This is a genomic window from Streptomyces griseoluteus, from assembly GCF_004784465.1.
GTDB lineage: Bacteria > Actinomycetota > Actinomycetes > Streptomycetales > Streptomycetaceae > Streptomyces > Streptomyces griseoluteus.
Genome location: NZ_SRRU01000005.1, coordinates 141,114 through 159,510 on the forward strand (window position 1 = coordinate 141,114; position 18,397 = coordinate 159,510).

Sequence of the window (18,397 nt, forward strand, 5' to 3'; positions counted from 1 at the left end):
CGGCTGGTGGGGACGGCGGGCGCGGCGGGGAGGAGGGCGTGGGCTACTTGCCGTAGGCCATCATCAGCTTCTCCTCGGAGTCGTCCTGGCCGCTCAGCCGGTTGGTGGCGATGAAGAAGCGGCCGCCGGACCAGACCGTGGTGGCGTCGAAGAAACCGTTCTCGATCTTCGCCGCGCCGTCCGGGTTCTGGAGCAGCGTGGTGGGCCGGTGCGCGCCGGAGCCGGTCGGGATGGACAGCACCCGGCCGCCCTGGGTGTAGGCCGCGTCGGCGTAGGCGATGAGGTTGCCGCCCTGGAGTCCGACCGGGGCCATCGGGCGGGCGAGCGGGGACTTCACCCGCCACTTCTCCTTGCCGTCGGCGAGGCCGATGGCGATGATCTCGTTCGCGCCGGTGGTGGACTCGGTGGGCAGGTACAGGGTCTTGGCGTCCACCGCGACGGCCTGGCAGTTCTGCAGGCCGCGGTCCAGGGAGAGGAAGCCGCAGCCGGGGGCGAACTTCTTGTCGACCTCGACCTCGGAGGTGAAGCGGCCGCGGCTGTCGAGGGTGGAGATGTTCCACGCCTTCTTGTCGCGGTTGGTCAGGTAGACGACCAGCGGGTTCAGGGAGAAGACGCGCTCGGCCCGCCAGCCCTTGGTGACGACACGGGTCCACTTCGCCTTGCCGGTGGCCGGGTCCAGTTCGCGGATCTCGTCGCGTTCCTTGGCGCCGCCCGCCCCGCAGGAGGCCACCTGGACCAGGCGCCCGCCGTCACCGGCGTATCCGGCCGGGTAGCAGTCCGTGCCGTACTTCTTGAGGTCGTACAGCTTCTTGCCGGTGGCCGCGTCGTAGGCGGTGCCCGACATGTCGCGGCCGGCCATCAGGGTCCTGCCGGCCAGCGTCAGCTCGATGCTGCGGGTGCTGTCGAACAGGGCGGAGCCGTCGGCGACCTGGGCGTGCCAGCCCTTCTTGCCGGTGTCCAGGTCGATCTGCTGGAGCTGGTTGCACTTGGCGCGGTCGGTGGTGCCGTTCATGTACGCGACGACGATCCTGCCGTCGGCGCCGGCGCGCTTGGTGACCGCGCAGACCTCGTGCGGCAGGGTGATCGCGGCCCAGGCGGGCGTGCCGTCCGCGACGCGGAAGCCGACGACCTCCTTGTACGCGGCCTTCACCGCGGTCTTCCCGGTGACCCAGAGGCCGGGAGCGTCCGCGCCGTTGCCGGGGGCGTCGGGGGCGGACTTGTACCAGAGGACCTTCGCCTCGCCGGGCTTGCGGCCCGCGTTGAGGTCCTCGGCGTCCGCGCGGCCGTCGCCTTCGCCGTCGCCGGTGTCGGCGGAGGGGGACGCGGTGGCGGAGTGCTCGGTGTCGCCGCTGGGGTGGGCGACGGGCTTGTCGTCGTCCCCACCGCCACTGGTGACGGCGTACACGGTGCCGCCGACGAGCAGCAGCGCGACGGCCACCGCCCCGGCTATCAGCGCGGTGCGCTTCTTGCCGCCGGGCGGCTTGCCGGGGGCACCGGGGTGCGGGTAGGTGCCGTAGGGGGCCTGCCCGTAGGGGCCGGGGGTCTGGCCGTAGGGACCGGGAGCCTGGCCGTAGGGACCGGGCTGGGCGTACGGGCCGGGGGCCTGCTGGGGGTAGCCGTAGCCGGGCTGCTGGGGAGCGCCGAACCCGCCTTGCGACGGCGGCTGTTGAGGCGCGCCGAAGCCCCCCTGCGGCTGGCCCTGCGGCGGCTGGCCCTGCGGTGGCTGATTCTGCGGCGGGCCGAAGCCGCCGTGCGGCGGCTGACCGGGCGGCGGCTGGCTCATCAGCGCTGCTCCCCCTCGTTCACTGATTTTTAGCCTACGAACCGCCTTTCTATCACCGACCGGCGACAGCACAGGGGCCCGCGCGGACCCCTGTGCCCAAGGGCGAACCACCCCGTGATGCGGCCGTTACGGACCCGCCGGTATGGCCGGATTCCGCCGTACGCGCTACGCGTCCTCCGCCAGCTCCAGCCAGCGCAGCTCCAGTTCCTCGCGCTCGCCGGCGAGTTCGCGCAGTTCCGCGTCGAGTTCGGCGACCTTGGCGAAGTCGGTGGCGTTGTCCGCGATCCGGGTGTGCAGCTTGGACTCCTTGTCGGAGATCTTGTCCAACTGCCGCTCGATCTTCTGGAGTTCCTTCTTCGCGGCCCGCTGGTCGGCGGCGCTCCTCTCCGTGGCGGCCGGGGCGGGCGCGGCGGCGGCCGAGCGCTGGGCGACGGCCTCCTCCATGCGCAGCCGGCGCTCCAGGTACTCGTCGATGCCGCGCGGCAGCATGCGCAGGGCGCCGTCGCCGAGGAGGGCGTACACCTTGTCGGTGGTGCGCTCGACGAAGAACCGGTCGTGGGAGATGACGACCATCGAGCCGGGCCAGCCGTCGAGGACGTCCTCCAGCTGGGTCAGGGTCTCGATGTCCAGGTCGTTGGTGGGCTCGTCGAGGAAGAGGACGTTGGGCTCGTCCATGAGCAGGCGCAGCAGCTGGAGCCTGCGGCGCTCACCGCCGGAGAGGTCGCCGACCGGCGTCCACTGCTTCTCCTTGGTGAAGCCGAACGTCTCGCAGAGCTGGCCCGCCGTCATCTCGCGGCCCTTGCCGAGATCGACGCGCTCGCGCACGCGCTGCACGGCCTCCAGCACCCGCCAGTTCGGATCGAGTTCGGCGACCTCCTGGGAGAGGTAGGCGAGCTTGACGGTCCTGCCGACGTTGACCTTGCCGCCCGCGGGCTGCTCCTCGCCGCCGGAGCGGGCGGCCTCGGCCATGGCCCGGAGCAGGGAGGTCTTGCCGGCGCCGTTGACACCGACCAGGCCGATGCGGTCGCCGGGGCCGAGCTGCCAGGTGACGTGCTTCAGCAGTTCCTTGGGGCCGGCGGTGACGCTTACGTCCTCCAGGTCGAAGACCGTCTTGCCGAGCCGGGAGGAGGCGAACTTCATCAGCTCGCTGCTGTCGCGGGGCGGCGGTACGTCCTTGATCAGCTCGTTGGCGGCCTCGACGCGGAAGCGGGGCTTGGAGGTGCGGGCGGGGGCGCCCCGGCGCAGCCAGGCCAGCTCCTTGCGGACCAGGTTCTGCCGCTTGGTCTCCTCGGTGGCGGCGATGCGCTCCCGCTCGGCACGGGCGAAGACGTAGTCGGAGTAGCCGCCCTCGTACTCGTACACCGTGCCGCGCTGGACGTCCCACATGCGGGTGCAGACCTGGTCCAGGAACCAGCGGTCGTGGGTGACGCAGACGAGTGCCGAGCGGCGCTCGCGCAGGTGCCGGGCGAGCCAGGCGATGCCCTCGACGTCGAGGTGGTTGGTGGGCTCGTCCAGGACGAGGAGGTCCTGCTCCTCGATCAGCAGCTTGGCGAGCGCGATCCGGCGCCGCTCACCGCCGGACAGCGGACCGATGACCGTGTCCAGCCCCTTGGGGAAGCCCGGCAGGTCCAGCCCGCCGAACAGCCCGGTGAGCACGTCCCTGACCTTGGCGTTGCCCGCCCACTCGTGGTCGGCCAGGTCACCGATGACCTCATGCCGGACGGTGGCCTCGGGGTCCAGCGAGTCGTGCTGGGTCAGCACCCCGATCCGCAGCCCCCCGGAGTGCGTGACCCGCCCGCTGTCGGCCTCCTCGACCTTGGCGAGCATCCGGATCAGCGTGGTCTTCCCGTCGCCGTTGCGCCCGACGACCCCGATCCGGTCCCCTTCCGACACACCGAGCGAGACGCCGTCCAGCAGGGCCCGCGTGCCGTAGACCTTGCTGACGTTCTCGACATTGACCAGATTGACGGCCATTTCACTCCTGTGCAGGGGGATCGATCAGCCTTCAAGCGTAGGCCCTGCCGGGTCGGGGGCGGGGCGCGCGGGTGCGGTCACTCTTTGTGATGACGTGATCGACGTTCGGCCGCTACCGTTGACCGCAGGCAGCAGGATCTCCGTTCATGGGAGGCACTATGACCGCCGAGTCCGTAGAGCACCGTCCGCACTGGCCGGTGCCGCCCAAGGACGGCTACACCGTGGACGACCTGTTCACACTGCCGGATCTCCCGCCGCACACAGAGCTGATCGACGGGAGCCTGGTTTTCGTGACCCCTCAACGGATCTTTCACTCCGACACGATCGACATGCTGATCCAGGGCTTGCGCCGGACCGTGCCGTCGGAGCTGAAGGTCAAACGAGAGATCACCGTGGTCCTCGACCGGCGCAACGCCCCCGAGCCGGATCTCTGCGTCGTACGCGCCGAGTCCGTCACGGATCGCCGCCAGACGCGATTCGAGGCTGCCGACGTCCTGCTCGCCGTGGAGGTGGTCTCCCCGGACTCCGAGGCGCGGGACCGTGACACCAAGCCGCACAAGTACGCCGCGGCGGGTATTCCCCATTTCTGGCTGGTGGAGATGGCCGGCGAGGACGACCACCCCGTGGTGCAGGTGTACGAGCGCGGCCAGGCCACCGGAACGTACGCCCTGACCGGCATCCACCACGCACAGGTCAAGCTGACCGCGCCCTACGGGATCGACATCGACCTGACGGAGATCGACCGCCTCTGAGGCTCAGAGAACCGTCGCCCCCGGCACCGGCCCGGCCGCCGTGCGGGTGGTGCGGCAGGTGCCGGAGTCCTCGAGGGTCTGGGCGACCCGGGTCGCGGTGGCCGCGTCCGGGACCAGGAAGGCCGTCGTCGGGCCTGAGCCGGAGACCAGGGTGGCCAGGGCGCCTGCGGTGCGGCCCATTTCCAGGGTGGCGGCCAGCTCCGGGTAGAGCGAGAGGGCGGCCGGCTGGAGGTCGTTGGTGAGGGCTGCTGCCAGGGCTTCCGGGTCGCCCTTCTCAAGGGCCGCCAGGAGGGCCGGGTCGGCCTCCGGGGCCGGGACGGCGTGGCCCTGCGTCAGGCGGTCGAACTCGCGGAACACCGCCGGAGTCGACAGACCCCGCTCGGCCATCGCGAACACCCAGTGGAAGGTGCCCCCGACCTCCAGCGGAGCCAGCTTCTCGCCGCGCCCGGTACCGAGCGCCGCGCCGCCGACCAGGCTGAAGGGGACGTCGCTGCCCAGCTCGGCGCAGATGTCGAGCAGCTCGGCACGCGTGGCGCCCGTACCCCACAGCGCGTCGCAGGCCACCAGCGCGCCCGCGCCGTCCGCGCTGCCGCCGGCCATGCCGCCCGCGACCGGGATGTCCTTGGCGATGTGGAGGTGCACGGCGGGCTCGACGCCCCGGCGTTCCGCGAGCGCCAGCGCGGCGCGAGCGGCCAGGTTGGTGCGGTCCAGGGGGACCGAGGCGGCGTCCGGCCCGGAGCAGGTGATGCGGAGCTCGTCGGCCGGGGTCACGGTGACCTCGTCGTGGAGGCCGACCGCGAGGAAGACGTTGGCCAGGTCGTGGAAGCCGTCGGGGCGGGCCGCGCCCACGCTGAGCTGGACGTTGACCTTGGCGGGGACCCGTACCGTGACGCTCACGCGCCCGCTCCCTTGTGCTCGGCGATCGCCGCGAACTCCTCGACCGTCAGCGCCTCGCCGCGCGCCTGCGGGGAGACCCCGGCGGCGACCAGCGCGGCCTCGGCGGCGGCGGCCGAACCGGCCCAGCCGGCGAGCGCGGCGCGCAGGGTCTTGCGGCGCTGGGCGAAGGCGGCGTCGACCACGGCGAAGACCTCCGCGCGGGTGGCCGACGTCTTGACCGGCTCGGTGCGCCGGACCAGCGAGACCAGGCCGCTGTCCACGTTCGGCGCGGGCCAGAACACGTTCCGCCCGATCGCCCCGGCCCGCTTGACCTCGGCGTACCAGTTGGCCTTGACCGAGGGCACGCCGTACACCTTGGAGCCGGGCGCGGCGGCGAGCCGGTCGGCGACCTCGGACTGGACCATCACCAGGGTGCGCTCGATGCTCGGGAAGGTGGCGAGCATGTGCAGCAGCACGGGGACGGCGACGTTGTAGGGCAGGTTGGCGACGAGCGCGGTCGGCGGCGGGCCGGGCAGCTCCTCGACGAGCATCGCGTCGGAGTGCACCAGCGCGAACCGGTCGGCGCGGTCGGGCATCCGGGCGGCGACGGTCGCGGGCAGCGCGGCGGCCAGCACGTCGTCGATCTCGACGGCGGTGACCCGGTCGGCCGCCTCCAGCAGGGCCAGGGTGAGGGAGCCGAGTCCCGGCCCGACCTCCACCACCACGTCGTCGGGGCGCACCCCGGCGGTGCGCACGATGCGGCGGACCGTGTTGGCGTCGATCACGAAGTTCTGGCCGCGCTGCTTGGTCGGCCGTACGCCGAGCACGGCCGCCAGTTCGCGGATGTCGGCGGGACCGAGGAGGGCGTCGGGGGTGGGGCTGCTCACGGGACTAAGGGTACGGGGCGGCACGGGCGCCGCCGCCCCGGCTCAGCCGCGCAGCCGCGCCCCGCAGTGCGGCCAGGGCGAGGTGCCGTGCCGCAGGTACAGGGTCCTGGCGCGCCGGGTCTGTTCCTCGGGCGGCGCGTCCTGGGGCCGTCCGCTGCCGCCGAGGCCGTGCCAGGTGGCGGTGTCGAACTGGTAGAGCCCGCCGTAGGTGCCCGACGGGTCGACGGCGTCGGCCCGGCCGCCGGACTCGCAGACGGCGAGCGCGTGCCAGTTCAGGCGGTCCGCGCCGGAGGCGGCGGCCGGGCGGGCCTTGGTGCCGACCCGGACGAGCTGCCGGCGCGGCTCGCGGACGACCTCGGAGTGCTCGCGGCGGGGGCGCTGCCGGACGCCGTTGACGGTGCGCAGCAGGTAGGTGGTGCGCCGCAGCCCCGGCCGCCCGGCCTGGTCGACGACCTCGGTGCCCTTCGGCAGCGTGGGGTCCTCGGTGCGGCGCACGGCGTACGGGATCTCCTCGTCGCGCGTCTCGTGGGTGCCGGTGATCCGCAGCACGGTGACGGTCTGCCCGTCACGCGGGAAGGAGGTGCCGGGCACGGAGGTGGTGTCCTCGCCGTGCAGGGTGATCCCGGCCTCGCGCAGTGCCTCGGCGACGGTGGCCGCGTTGGTGCGCAGGGTACGGGCGCGGCCGTCCGCCATGACGGTGACGCTGCGCTCGGTACGGACGTCCAGGGCGAGCCCGGCACGCCCGATGGGCAGCGAGCGGGACGCGGACAGGTACGCGCCCTCCGCCCGTACCCCGAGCTGCCTGAGCGCGCCGTCGACCGTGTCGGCGGTCGTCCACACCACGCGGCGCTCGCCGTCGATGGTGAGCCGGACCGGGAGGCCGTGGTGTACGGCGATCTCGTCGCCGTCGGCGAGCGGGGTGCCGGGGGCGGGCGCGACCACGTCGTGCGGGCCGACCCGGACGCCCTCCTCGGCGAGCAGGCCGGTGACGTCGTCGGCGAAGGTGTGCAGGGTGCGCGGGCGGCCGTCGACGGTCAGCTCGACCGCCTTGTCCTCGGCGACGAAGGCGGCGGTGCCCCCGGCGAGGAACGCGACGACGAGCGCCTGGGGCAGCAGCCGGCGCACCGGCGCCTCGGGCCGTTCGGCGGCCCGCCGTCTGCGCCCTGCCGGTCTCCCGCCCTGCTGTGCCTTACGGGGCGGGGGCACGGCCTCGCGGGCGGGCCGGTAGGTGTCGGGGCGCACGCCGTACGGCAGGGTCAGCGCGCTGTGCACCGACGGCACGGCCGGTTCGTCGCCGAGGGTGCCGTGGGGGCCGTACCGCTCGTACTGCTGGGTCACGCCGACACGCTCCAGGGGGCGTTGGCCGATCGGGCCCCCAGAACCTAGCGGAGCGGGCGTCACTCTCCAAAGCGACGCGACCACTCAGGGTCATGACTCGAACTGGCGCCTCAGTGAAGCCCCGGCACGCCTTCAGTACCCGAAGACGCGCGCGGTGTTGGTGCCGAGGGCGGCGGCGAGGGTGTCCTCGTCGGTGCCGCGTACGGCGGCCATGGCGCGCACGGTGACCGGGATCAGGTACGGGGCGTTGGGGCGGCCCCGGTAGGGCGCGGGGGTGAGGAAGGGTGCGTCGGTCTCCACCAGGACCAGCTCCAGCGGGGCCACGGCCAGGGCGTCCCGGAGGTTCTGGGCGTTCTTGAAGGTGACGTTGCCGGCGAAGGACATGTAGTAGCCCTCGCGGGCGCAGATCTCGGCCATGTCGGCGTCGCCGGAGTAGCAGTGGAAGACGGTGCGCTCGGGGGCGCCCTCCTCCTTCAGCACGCGCAGCACGTCGGCGTGGGCGTCGCGGTCGTGGATGACCAGGGTCTTGCCGTGCCGCTTGGCGATCTCGATGTGGGCGCGGAAGGACCGCTCCTGCGCGTCCTTGCCCTCGGGGCCGGTGCGGAAGAAGTCGAGGCCGGTCTCGCCGACGCCCTTGACCTGCGGGAGCGCGGCGAGCCGGTCGATCTCGGCGAGCGCCTCGTCGAGCGCGGCGTCCCCGCCCGGCTGCCGCGCTCCTTGCCGGGACCACCCGTCGGGGTCACCGTGCACGATGCGCGGTGCCTCATTCGGGTGCAGGGCGACCGTCGCGTGGACGCGCTCGTGCGCGGCGGCCGTCTCAGCGGCCCAGCGGGAGCCCGCCAGGTCGCAGCCGACCTGCACGACCGTGGTCACGCCGACCGACGCGGCCTTCGCCAGCCCCTCCTCGACGGTGCCGGACTGCATGTCGAGGTGGGTGTGCGAGTCGGCCACCTCGACGCCGAGGGGTGCGGGGAGCGGGGGCGGCGCGTTCTTGTCACCGGCGTTCGAAGGCATGCCCCGATCCTACGGAAGGGGCGCGCTAGCTCGCCCGGCGCTGGAAGGGATGCAGCAGGTCGGAGAGGTGCCAGTGGTGGGCCTCCGGCCCCGGCACCGGCTCCGGGACCGGTCGGCGCACGGAGGACACCTGTCCGGCGCGCATGATCCGTACGACGTGCCCGTCGCAGTTCTCGCACACCGGCCGGCTCAGCGGGGACGGCACGACGGCGCCCCCGACCACGTACCGGACGCACTCATGGCCCTCGGTGTCGGTGTGGTGCTCTATCGCGTACGACTGCTCCCAGCCGTGCCCGCAGCGCATACAGGCGAACGCGTACGACTCGTGAACGGCGGCGATCTGCCCGGCGACCTCACTCATGCCCAGCTCCTGCGGTCCACTGGCGCCCCCGGTACGGAGGCGGGGGACGGTTCCCGCCCCTTCGACCAGTGGACGCCCGCTCCGCCCCGAACGCACGCGACCTGTCGAGTGTTGGACCCCCCTTGGCCGACCCTTGCCGAACCGCTCCGCCGAAGCCCCCGATCCCTTTGCCCACCCGACCCCCCGTTTGCCCACCCATGGGGCGCACCCCGGCATACGCGCCGCGCGGGGGGCGCGGGGCCCGCTCAGCCCGCCGAGCGCTTCGACGCCACCACCGCGTCGAAGACGACCCGCTTGGGGAGGCCGGCCTCGGCGGCGACCGCCGCGATCGCCTCCTTGCGGCGTTCGCCGGCGTCCTCGCGGATGCGGACGCGGCGGACGAGTTCACCGGCGTCGAGTTCCTCGGGGCCGGACTCGGGGGCGCCCTCGACGACGACGGTGATCTCGCCGCGTACGCCCTCGGCGGCCCAGGCGGCCAGGTCACCGAGGGGGCCGCGCTTGACCTCCTCGTACGTCTTGGTCAGCTCGCGGCAGACGGCGGCCCGGCGGTCGGCGCCGAAGACCTCGGCCATCGCGGCGAGGGTGTCGTCCAGGCGGTGCGGGGCCTCGAAGTAGACGAGGGTGCGCCGCTCACCGGCGACCTCGCGCAGCCGGGACAGCCGCTCGCCGCCCTTGCGCGGCAGGAACCCCTCGAAGCAGAACCGGTCCACCGGCAGCCCGGACAGCGCGAGCGCGGTGAGCACGGCGGACGGCCCCGGCACGGCGGTGACCTTGATGTCGTGCTCGACGGCGGCCGCGACCAGCCGGTAGCCGGGGTCGGAGACCGACGGCATCCCCGCGTCCGTGACGAGGAGCACCCGCGCGCCCCCGCGCAGCTCCTCCACCAGCTCGGGGGTGCGCGCGGACTCGTTGCCCTCGAAGTACGAGACCACCCGGCCGCCCGGCGTCACCCCGAGAGCCTGGGTGAGGCGGCGCAGCCGCCGGGTGTCCTCGGCGGCGATCACGTCGGCCTCCGCCAGCTCCTTGGACAGCCGGGGCGGGGCGTCCGCGACGTCGCCGATGGGGGTACCTGCGAGGACAAGGGTTCCAGTCACGGGACCATCCTCCCAGGGGCGCCGGGCGGCACGGAAAACGATCGCGTCCCAATCGGTACCGCGCTTGCACGGGACTCACACGGCACGTTTCCCTACCATGGCGCGGTGACCAGTACCGCGTCCTCCACGGACCTCCGGCAGGGCCAGGCGCCGCCCGACGACGAGCGGCCCTCCTGGCAGCGGCGGCTGCGCCGATTCGGCTACGTACCTCCCGCGGGCGCCCCCGCGGCCGACGTACGGGACCGGCTCGTGCCGCCCTACGCGCAGCCCTCGCCGAGGGTGTGGCAGGTGCTGGGCTGCCCGCCGCATCTGGCGGACCGGATCACCCGCTGGTCGGGCTGGGGCGGGCCGCTGCTGGTGACGCTGCTCGCGGGCCTGCTGCGGTTCTGGCACCTGGGCAGCCCGCGCGCGGTGATATTCGACGAGACGTACTACGCCAAGGACGCCTGGGCGCTGGTCCACCGGGGCTTCGAGGTCAACTGGGACAAGAACGCCAACGACGCGGTCCTCGCCACCCACGGCCACCTCGCCGTCCCCACGGACGCGGCGTACGTGGTGCACCCGCCGGTCGGCAAGTACGTGATCGGCCTCGGCGAGCTGATCTTCGGGTTCGACCCGTTCGGCTGGCGGTTCATGACCGCGCTGCTCGGCACGCTGAGCGTGCTGCTGCTGTGCCGGATCGGCCGCCGGATGTTCCGCTCGACGTTCCTCGGCTGCCTGGCGGGCGGGCTGATGGCGGTGGACGGCCTGCACTTCGTGATGAGCCGGACCGCGCTGCTGGACGGCGTGCTGATGTTCTTCGTGGTCGCCGCCTTCGGCTGCCTGGTGGTGGACCGGGACCGCGCGCGGGAGAGACTCGCCGCCGCGCTCCCGGTCGGCCCGGACGGCATCGCCCGCCCGGACGCGCGCATCGCCGACACCTTCCGCTTCGGGTGGCGCCCCTGGCGCTGGGGCGCGGGCGTGATGCTGGGCCTAGCCTTGGGCACCAAGTGGAACGGCCTGTACATCCTGGCCGCGTTCTGCCTGATGGCGGTGTTGTGGGACGTGGGCGCCCGCAAGGTCGCCGGCGCCCGGCACCCGTACGAGGCGGTGCTGAAGTACGACACCGGGTTCGCCTTCCTGGCGACGGTGCCGGTGGCGATCGCGGTGTACACCGCCTCCTGGACCGGCTGGATCCTCTCCCCCACCGACGGCACGGGCGGCTACTTCCGCAACTGGGCCGCGACCGACGGCCGGGGCGGCTCCTGGACCTTCCTGCCGGACTGGCTGCGCAGCCTGTGGCACTACGAGCACGAGGTCTACAACTTCCACGTCCACCTGTCGTCCCCGCACACCTACCAGTCCAACCCGTGGAGCTGGATCGTGCTGGGCCGCCCGGTCTCGTTCTTCTACGAGTCCCCCGGCCCCGGCTCCGCCGGCTGCCCGATCGGCACCACCGACAAGTGCGCCCGCGAGGTCCTCGCCCTCGGCACCCCGATGCTCTGGTGGGCGGGGTGCGCGGCGATCCTCTACGTCCTGTGGCGCTGGGCCTTCCGCCGCGACTGGCGCGCCGGCGCCATCGCCTGCGGCGTCGCCGCCGGATACCTCCCCTGGTTCATGTACCAGGAACGCACGATCTTCCTCTTCTACGCGGTCGTCTTCGTCCCCTTCCTCTGCCTCGCGGTCGCCATGCTGGTCGGCGCGATCATCGGCCCCCCGCATTCCACCGACACCCGCCGAGTGATCGGCGCCACCGCCGCCGGCGTCCTGGTCCTCCTGATCGCCTGGAACTTCATCTACTTCTGGCCCCTCTACACCGGCCAGGCCATCCCCATCGGGTCCTGGCGGGGGCGGATGTGGCTGGACACGTGGGTGTAGCTGGGCAGACACGCTACGAGGGCACGGCCGCCGGCCGTGCCCTCGTGGTCGTTGTTGGTCATTGACGGTCAGTGCTGGCCGCCCTCGCACGGCCCAGGCACGGCCCAGAGGTGGCCCGTGGCAGATTTACAGCGGGCTCAGTCGTGGGCGGCCGGTCAGCTGGACGTGGCGGACGTGCCCGCGGCTGAGGTGGTCCGGATCCTGGTGGAGATCCTGACCAGCAATCCGGAGGATGTGGAGATGGCCCGGCCGGTGGTGCGGGCGGTCATGGAGAGCTGCGGGCCCGGCAGCAGTAGGCACAAACAGCAGCGCCCCCGCCGACTGCCACGGCGGGGGCGCTCGGGTGTCCGGGGGTGGTCAGTGAGCTCTTTCCAACCTGTCGGGCCAGGCCGTCCTCACCCTGCATCTGGCAAGCTCAGCCCGATGATGGAAAAGCCTCACTCCCTCAGTCCAGTCTTTTCCCCATGCGCGCTGAGAACTTCTCGGTGTCCTTTGTGTGCCACCACTCGAACAGGTGGGTTCGCACAAGCATCCCGAGGTAATTCAGGCTCTCTTCGGAGAGGTCTCCGCTCACCAAACTCGCTTCATAACCCTGGTAGTCAAGCGAGACTTCCCAGAGTTGCCCTGAGACGCTGACCTGGATTTCCAGAAGCAATTTAGGGAAGACAGACATCACCTTCACCTCAAGGACTTCAAGAGAGGTTCCTCCTCCCTCGCTCTGCAGTCCTGAAAGCCTTTGGGCGAGCGCTTCCCTTACTTGCTCCGGGGTGGCCATATGGGTCCTCTCAGCACTTTGCCTCTGCACTCGCTGACGCTGCAGCTACGGCCGGGGTTGTGTACTCTACCGTCGCCGTAATGATCCCCTGGGGTGTCAGACCGCCCGGCATCCCTCCAAGGGGGCCCTTGTTGACGACCACCTTGAAGTTCTTCCTCGGCGGCTTCGAGGAGCAACCAGTGCCCACCTTGTATCGGTAGTACACCCCGGCGGTCCTCTCGTAGCCGTTGAAGAGTGTGTCACTGATCTTGTTCTTGAAGCTGGTGCTCCAGCGTCCACGCTCAACTATGTGGTTGTAGCCCCAAGTTTTCGTTCCGCAGCGCAGAGGCATCTTACCCGGGCCGATGTAGAAGGTATAGGCGACCTTGGAGTAGTGCTGCGACTTGCAGGGGTTTGACGCGCTCGCCGTGGCTGCTGCGGGCACCTCGGTGGATGCATTCGCGGGTATAGGTGCGATTAGCAGGATAGCGGCCCCCGCTGCCGCGACGAACGTCGCGGTGGACCTGCGGAAATACATAGCGCGCACGTCTTCTCTTTTCGCTGCCGGATGCTTCTGCATGTCTTCTGTGAGCTTCCTTATGCTCTCCTTGTGAGATTTGTATTCGCAAGGAATCACGGCGTGACCATGTTCACGCTCCGGAGCGGAACCGATACTCTCAGCTGTTCATCTTGCCTAGAATGCCTGGTGCGCTCTGCCACCAGTCGACTTGTGAACCCGGCGGCGCGCAGGCGCTCAAACGCTACGGCCACGTCTTCGGGTACGGGCTGCTCGACCATGAACCCCTGTTGCGGGTAGATCATGAGCCGTTGCTGCGCGCCTGCCAACATGTCGATCACCAGGCGTGCGTCACCGATCGAGTCGATGTAGTCAGCCAAAGACATGGGTTTCGAGCAGTGCGGGAGAGAAGCGGATGTTCTCTCCCGCGTTCCGGGCCCGCGGTTCGACAAGGATGACATCGGCCGGCACCCCCAGTTCCATCGCCCGCTCCCGGTAGTGCTCAGCCTCACCACGCGGCATGCGGTCGCATGGTGAGGCTGGCCTCCTTGGCCACGCGCGCACGCGCGTAGACCTCCGCGCCCTCCGGCAGACCGTGCGCCTGAGCGACGGCGGCCGACGCCGGCACGCGGCTGACGGTCTGAGTCTGCTCACTTCGCTTGTACGTACGTCCGGACGCCACGCGGTCCGCTATGAACGCCACTTCATCGCCGTCTCGCCACTTGGCTTTGTCGTATCGCGCGATGCCGAGCCGCTTGAGCGGGGCCCGCCCACGGACGACCGTGCCGTGTCCACGTGACGACGTGACCAGCCCTTCGGCTTCCAACGCCTTGTAGGCCGCATGGACCGTGGACTTTGAGCTCCCGTCCGCTTCCACCAGGTCCCTGATCTGCGGCAACTGGGCACCGGGCGCGTACTCGACGTTCCGGATCTGTTCGGCCAGTCGGGCGGGAACACGCCAGGTTTCGCCACCCCCGCAGGGGCGCTGCCTGGGGGTTCTCGGAGCGCCACGGGAACGCGCCAGTCGAACGCCACCGGGCCCGCCACCGGCAAATTGGGGCGAACCCCCATATGCGCTGGGAGCCGGGGCGGTTGAGCGAGCGGGGGCGGGTGGGGTTTTCTCGTCTCAGAAGGCCCCGGGGGGAGAGCCTTCGTCACGGTCCCCGTACGCGTGGGGTCCGGCTCCGGTCACGCACCCCGGAGCCGGGCGGACGGGCGGGGACGGGGCGGGTCCGGGCGCACGCACGTCGTCCGGGCCCGCCCCTCGTGCGTGCGCCGTTCAACGTCTCCGTTCGGACAAGTATCGGAAACGACCGCCCCAACTGCCTGTGGAGCACATACAGTTCCGTCCGCACCAACTTTTGAACACGTTCAGGAATCCGGTGCGACCACGGGGACTTCACGGGGAGGAATCGCTTCATGGGCAAGGGAGTCAGAGTCGCGGTCATCAGCGGCGTGTGCGTGACGATGCTGGGCGGGGCCGGTTACGGCATGTACAACATCGCCTCGGCGCTGAACAGCACCGCCACCGGCGGCGTCAAGGCCTTACCGACCGGGCCGCCCAGCCGCGAGGAGGTCGAGCAGACCACCGCGAAGTTCTTCGCCGCCTGGGAGACGGGCCGGCCGGAGCAGGCGGCGAACCTCACCAACTTCCCCGAGGACGCCGAGTCGCTGCTGACGGCGTACGGCTCGGACGCGCACATTACCGACGTGCACATCACCCCCGGCAAGGCGAACGGGGACACGGTGCCCTTCGAGGTGCGGGCGACGGTGTCGTACGGGAAGGAGACCCGGCCGCTGGCGTACGCGAGCCGGCTGACCGTGGTGCGCGGGGTCAACTCGCACCGCCCGCTGGTCGACTGGGACCCCGCGCTGGTGCATCCGAAGCTGGCCAAGGGCGACTCGCTGACCGTCGAGGAGTCCGCCACCCCGCAGATCGACGCCGTGGACCGCGACGGCCAGGTGCTGACCAAGGAGAAGTACCCCTCCCTCGGCCCGGTACTGGACGAGCTGCGCAAGCGGTACGGGGACAGGACGGGCGGCCGGGCCGGGGTCGAGCTGGTGGTCCGGCACGAGGGCAGCGGCGCGGCCGACACCACACTGTTGACCCTGGTCAAGGGCAGGCCCGGCAAGCTGCGCACCACCCTCAGCGCGAGCGCCCAGGCGGCGGCCGAGGCGGCCGTGACCGACTACACCAACTCCTCGGTGGCGGCCGTACAGCCCAGCACCGGCGAGATCCTGGCCTTCGCCAACCACCGCGACGACGGCTTCAACGCCGCCTTCCTCGGCGAACTGGCCCCCGGTTCCACCATGAAGATCATCAGCGCCGCCACCCTCATCGACTCCGGCCTGACCTCGGCGAACGGCCCGGCGCCCTGCCCGCCGTCGGCCGTGTGGCAGAGCCAGACCTTCACCAACCTCACCGGCCTGGCGCCGAACGAGAACGCCACCCTCTCCGAGAGCTTCGCCCGTTCCTGCAACACCGCGTTCGTGAAGTTCGCGGACGAGGTGAAGGCGGACTCGCTGGCCACGGAGGCCGCGCAGCGGTTCGGCATCGGGCGCAACGACTGGAAGGTGGGTGTCCCCTCCTTCGACGGCCGGGTCCCCTCACCGGACGGCCCCGACCGGGCGGCCGGCCTGATCGGGCAGGGCCAGGTCCAGATGAGCCCGCTGAACATGGCGTCGGTCACGGCCACCGCGAAGACCGGCACCTTCCGGCAGCCGGTGATCGTCCCGCTGAGCCTGGACGGCCGCCGGCCCGCCACCGCGCGCGGGCTGGCGCCGGGTACGTCCCAGCAGTTGCGGGAGATGATGAACCGCACCGCGCGCAGTGGCACCGCGGCAGGCGTGATGGCCGGGCTGAGCGGGAACGTGGGGGCGAAGACCGGTTCGGCGGAGGTCGACGGGCAGTCACGGTCCAACAGCTGGTTCACCGGATACCGGGACGACATCGCGGCGGCCGCGATGACGGAGGACGGCGGGCATGGCATCGACGCCGCCGGTCCTATTGTCGCAAGAGTGCTACGGAGTGCGGGCTGAGATCGGCCGGGTCCGGGAGGACTCTAGGCTGTTGAGGTCGTTGGGGACGTGTGAGGGCTGCGGGGACCCCGGGGAGAGCGCGGAGGACTTGGGACTGTGGGCAAGAGAAGGCGTGCCGCCGAACGGCCGAAGCGGAAACCCGCCGTACTGGGCGGCATGATCGCCCTCGTCGTCGGCGGCGCCGGGTTCGGCCTCTACGCGCTGTACGGCGGCGGGGCGTCCGCCGAGGAGGCGTCCACGCTGTCCGACCACAAGAGCGTGAAGACCGGGCCGCCCAGCGCGGTGGAGGTCAAGACGGTCACCTCCCGCTTCCTGACGGCCTGGCAGCGGGGCCGTGTCGCCGAGGCGGCCGCCGCGACCGACGACGCCAAGGCCGCCACCGCGCTGCTCACCGGCTACACCAAGGACGCCCGCCTGCAGCACGTCACCCTCACCGCGGGCAGGGCGACCGGCGCGACGGTGCCCTTCTCCGTCAAGGCGACCGTCTCCTACCAGGGCGTCAGCAAGCCGCTGGCGTACCGGAGTTCGCTGACCGTGGTGCGGCGGGCGAGCGACGGCGCGGCCCTAGTCGGCTGGCAGCCCTCCGTGGTGCACCCGGAGCTGAAGGACGGCGACACCCTGGTCACCGGCGCGTCCGGCACCCCGCCGGTCAAGGCGCTGGACCGCACCGGCGGCGAGCTGACCGTGACCGCGTACCCCTCGCTGGGGTCGGTGCTGGACGGACTGCGGGAGAAGTACGGCAAGACGGCCGGCGGCAAGGCGGGCGTGGAGCTGCGCGTGGTGCGCGGCAAGGCGTCGGAGAAGGCCGGACTGTCGGACAAGACGCTGGTGGAGCTGAGCGAGGGCACGCCGGGCACGGTGAAGACCACGCTGGACCCCAGGTTCCAGGCGGCGGCCGAGCAGCAGGTGGCCAAGCGGGAGCAGGCGTCGGTGGTGGCGCTGCGCGCGTCGACCGGTGAGATCCTCGCGGTCGCCAACAGCGGCCACGGCTTCAACATCGGCTTCCAGGGCTCGCTCGCCCCCGGCTCCACCATGAAGGTGATCACCTCCTCGCTGCTGATCGAGAAGGGCCTGGCGGAGGCGGACAAGAAGCACCCCTGCCCGAAGACCTTCACCTTCGGCGGCTGGAAGTTCCACAACGACGACGACTTCGAGATCAAGAACGGCACCTTCAAGGCGAGCTTCGCCCGCTCCTGCAACACCGCCTTCATCAGCCAGGCGAAGAAGCTGAAGAACGACGACCTGACCAAGCAGGCCCAGCAGGTCTTCGGCCTCTCCCTGAACAACTGGTCGGTCGGCGTGCCCACGCTGGACGGCTCGGTGCCGGTGCAGTCGGCGGCGCAGATGGCGGCCTCCTTGATCGGGCAGGGCGGGGTGCGGATGAACCCGCTGAACATGGCCTCGGTGGCGGCGACGGTGAAGACCGGCACCTTCCACCAGCCGTACCTGGTCGCCCCGTCGGTGGACCACCGCACGCTGGCGACGGCGTCCCGCACGATGTCGGCGAAGACGCTGGGCCAGCTCCGCGAGCTGATGAACTTCACCGCCGCGTACGGCACGGCGGCCGAGGCGATGTCGGGGCTGGGTCCGGACTACGGCGCCAAGACCGGCTCGGCCGAGGTCGACAACCAGAAGAAGCCCAACGGCTGGTTCACCGCCTACCGGGGCGACCTCGCCTCGGCCGGTGTGGTGCAGGCGGGCGGCCATGGCGGCGACACGGCCGGCCCGATCGTCGCCACTCTGCTCAAGCTCGGGGGCTGATCAGTTCCGTACGGGCTCGGCCGTGTAGGTGCGCAGCAGGAACCGGGTCAGCGACTTCACGTCGAACTGGACCACGTCCACGCCCTGCGGGGAGTGGAACTCCAGGACCGCCTGCACGCGCCCGCACGGCCAGACCCGTACGTCCCCGCTCTCGACGGGGGTCCGCAGGCCGTCCTCCAGCAGGGACCGGGAGAAGGTCCACTCGGTGGGGCCGGGCAGGCCGACCTGGACGGAGAGGGGGTCGGCGTCGGGGTCGTAGCGGAGCACCACGCGTATCGCGTCGGGGTCGTCCTCCGCTTCGGTGACGATGTGGGCGTGTGTGTACTGCTCGACTACGGACATCGGGTCGCCCTCTCACGTTCAGTGACCGCAACAAAAGCCGCACAGCCG

The 18,397-nt window shown here is 71.4% G+C and carries 15 protein-coding genes and 2 pseudogenes; 4 read left to right on the forward strand and 13 right to left on the reverse strand.

The window, feature by feature from the left end; genetic code table 11:
* Positions 1-43 precede the first annotated feature (43 nt).
* Together E5082_RS15305 and E5082_RS15310 are read right to left on the reverse strand one after the other, a co-directional pair.
* Positions 44-1,783 carry an outer membrane protein assembly factor BamB family protein gene (locus E5082_RS15305; protein WP_135791803.1) on the reverse strand — a complete coding sequence of 580 codons (1,740 nt, stop codon included), beginning with the start codon at positions 1,781-1,783 and terminating at the stop codon, positions 44-46.
* Positions 1,784-1,948: 165 nt separating this feature from the next.
* Positions 1,949-3,757, reverse strand: coding sequence for an ABC-F family ATP-binding cassette domain-containing protein (locus E5082_RS15310; RefSeq protein WP_135791804.1), 1,809 nt, complete (start codon positions 3,755-3,757; stop codon positions 1,949-1,951).
* A 158-nt stretch (positions 3,758-3,915) separates the two neighbouring features.
* Between E5082_RS15310 and E5082_RS15315 the strand changes: the two genes are divergently transcribed.
* Complete coding sequence (locus tag E5082_RS15315; RefSeq protein ID WP_135792116.1) at positions 3,916-4,509, forward strand: Uma2 family endonuclease; 594 nt, start codon at positions 3,916-3,918, stop codon at positions 4,507-4,509.
* A 3-nt stretch (positions 4,510-4,512) separates the two neighbouring features.
* Here the strand turns inward: E5082_RS15315 and E5082_RS15320 are convergent, their stop codons facing one another.
* The 6 genes from E5082_RS15320 to rsmI all read right to left on the reverse strand — a co-directional run bounded on the left by E5082_RS15320 (position 4,513) and on the right by rsmI (position 10,079).
* Entirely contained in the window at positions 4,513-5,406 is an 894-nt protein-coding gene (locus tag E5082_RS15320) for a 4-(cytidine 5'-diphospho)-2-C-methyl-D-erythritol kinase (protein WP_135791805.1), read from the reverse strand.
* A complete protein-coding gene (gene rsmA / locus E5082_RS15325; RefSeq protein ID WP_135791806.1) occupies positions 5,403-6,272 on the reverse strand; it encodes a 16S rRNA (adenine(1518)-N(6)/adenine(1519)-N(6))-dimethyltransferase RsmA in 870 nt (289 codons plus the stop codon). The genes E5082_RS15320 and rsmA overlap by 4 nt, the downstream gene beginning before the upstream one ends.
* A 42-nt stretch (positions 6,273-6,314) precedes the next feature.
* Positions 6,315-7,610: a resuscitation-promoting factor gene (locus E5082_RS15330; RefSeq protein WP_308437546.1), complete on the reverse strand. Its 1,296-nt coding sequence runs from the start codon at positions 7,608-7,610 to the stop codon at positions 6,315-6,317.
* A gap of 132 nt (positions 7,611-7,742) precedes the next feature.
* On the reverse strand, positions 7,743-8,624 hold the full coding sequence (locus tag E5082_RS15335) for a TatD family hydrolase (protein WP_135791807.1): 882 nt from the start codon (positions 8,622-8,624) through the stop codon (positions 7,743-7,745).
* Positions 8,625-8,649: 25 nt separating this feature from the next.
* Positions 8,650-8,985 carry a hypothetical protein gene (locus E5082_RS15340; RefSeq protein ID WP_135791808.1) on the reverse strand — a complete coding sequence of 112 codons (336 nt, stop codon included), beginning with the start codon at positions 8,983-8,985 and terminating at the stop codon, positions 8,650-8,652.
* A gap of 245 nt (positions 8,986-9,230) precedes the next feature.
* Positions 9,231-10,079, reverse strand: a complete 849-nt coding sequence (gene rsmI / locus E5082_RS15345) for a 16S rRNA (cytidine(1402)-2'-O)-methyltransferase (protein ID WP_135791809.1) — start codon at positions 10,077-10,079, stop codon at positions 9,231-9,233.
* Between the two features lie 105 nt (positions 10,080-10,184).
* Here rsmI and E5082_RS15350 point away from each other — a divergent pair, with 105 nt between their 5' ends.
* A complete protein-coding gene (locus E5082_RS15350) occupies positions 10,185-11,936 on the forward strand; it encodes a dolichyl-phosphate-mannose--protein mannosyltransferase (RefSeq protein ID WP_135791810.1) in 1,752 nt (583 codons plus the stop codon).
* Positions 11,937-12,381: 445 nt separating this feature from the next.
* On the opposite strand, the gene E5082_RS15355 is transcribed toward E5082_RS15350, so the two are convergent.
* The 4 genes and pseudogenes from E5082_RS15355 to E5082_RS15370 form a co-directional block, all read right to left on the reverse strand.
* Positions 12,382-12,711 (reverse strand): hypothetical protein, encoded by a 330-nt coding sequence (locus tag E5082_RS15355; protein ID WP_135791811.1) that lies wholly within the window; start codon positions 12,709-12,711, stop codon positions 12,382-12,384.
* Positions 12,712-12,721: 10 nt separating this feature from the next.
* The gene (locus E5082_RS15360) at positions 12,722-13,270 is read right to left on the reverse strand and encodes a hypothetical protein (protein ID WP_135791812.1); all 549 of its coding nucleotides are present in this window, start codon (positions 13,268-13,270) and stop codon (positions 12,722-12,724) included.
* 53 nt (positions 13,271-13,323) lie between these two features.
* A pseudogene (locus E5082_RS15365) lies at positions 13,324-13,735 on the reverse strand (hypothetical protein); the annotation flags it as partial.
* Positions 13,736-13,745: 10 nt separating this feature from the next.
* Positions 13,746-14,231 (reverse strand): annotated as a pseudogene (locus E5082_RS15370) (GntR family transcriptional regulator); the annotation flags it as partial.
* Between the two features lie 395 nt (positions 14,232-14,626).
* On the opposite strand from E5082_RS15370, the gene E5082_RS15375 reads away from it, so the two are divergent.
* Positions 14,627-16,246, forward strand: a complete 1,620-nt coding sequence (locus tag E5082_RS15375; RefSeq protein WP_135791813.1) for a penicillin-binding transpeptidase domain-containing protein — start codon at positions 14,627-14,629, stop codon at positions 16,244-16,246.
* Between the two features lie 96 nt (positions 16,247-16,342).
* A complete protein-coding gene (locus E5082_RS15380; protein ID WP_135791814.1) occupies positions 16,343-18,007 on the forward strand; it encodes a penicillin-binding transpeptidase domain-containing protein in 1,665 nt (554 codons plus the stop codon).
* On the opposite strand, the gene E5082_RS15385 is transcribed toward E5082_RS15380, so the two are convergent.
* Entirely contained in the window at positions 18,008-18,349 is a 342-nt protein-coding gene (locus E5082_RS15385) for an SsgA family sporulation/cell division regulator (protein WP_135791815.1), read from the reverse strand.
* Positions 18,350-18,397 lie beyond the last annotated feature (48 nt).

Coding starts and splice junctions, on each gene's coding strand:
- E5082_RS15335 (WP_135791807.1), bottom strand. CDS start 8,624: ATGCCTTCGAACGCCGGTGACAAGAACGCGCCGCCCCCGCTCCCCGCA.
- E5082_RS15385 (WP_135791815.1), bottom strand. CDS start 18,349: ATGTCCGTAGTCGAGCAGTACACACACGCCCACATCGTCACCGAAGCG.
- E5082_RS15340 (WP_135791808.1), bottom strand. CDS start 8,985: ATGAGTGAGGTCGCCGGGCAGATCGCCGCCGTTCACGAGTCGTACGCG.
- E5082_RS15305 (WP_135791803.1), bottom strand. CDS start 1,783: ATGAGCCAGCCGCCGCCCGGTCAGCCGCCGCACGGCGGCTTCGGCCCG.
- E5082_RS15375 (WP_135791813.1), top strand. CDS start 14,627: ATGGGCAAGGGAGTCAGAGTCGCGGTCATCAGCGGCGTGTGCGTGACG.
- E5082_RS15360 (WP_135791812.1), bottom strand. CDS start 13,270: ATGCAGAAGCATCCGGCAGCGAAAAGAGAAGACGTGCGCGCTATGTAT.
- E5082_RS15310 (WP_135791804.1), bottom strand. CDS start 3,757: ATGGCCGTCAATCTGGTCAATGTCGAGAACGTCAGCAAGGTCTACGGC.
- E5082_RS15355 (WP_135791811.1), bottom strand. CDS start 12,711: ATGGCCACCCCGGAGCAAGTAAGGGAAGCGCTCGCCCAAAGGCTTTCA.
- E5082_RS15315 (WP_135792116.1), top strand. CDS start 3,916: ATGACCGCCGAGTCCGTAGAGCACCGTCCGCACTGGCCGGTGCCGCCC.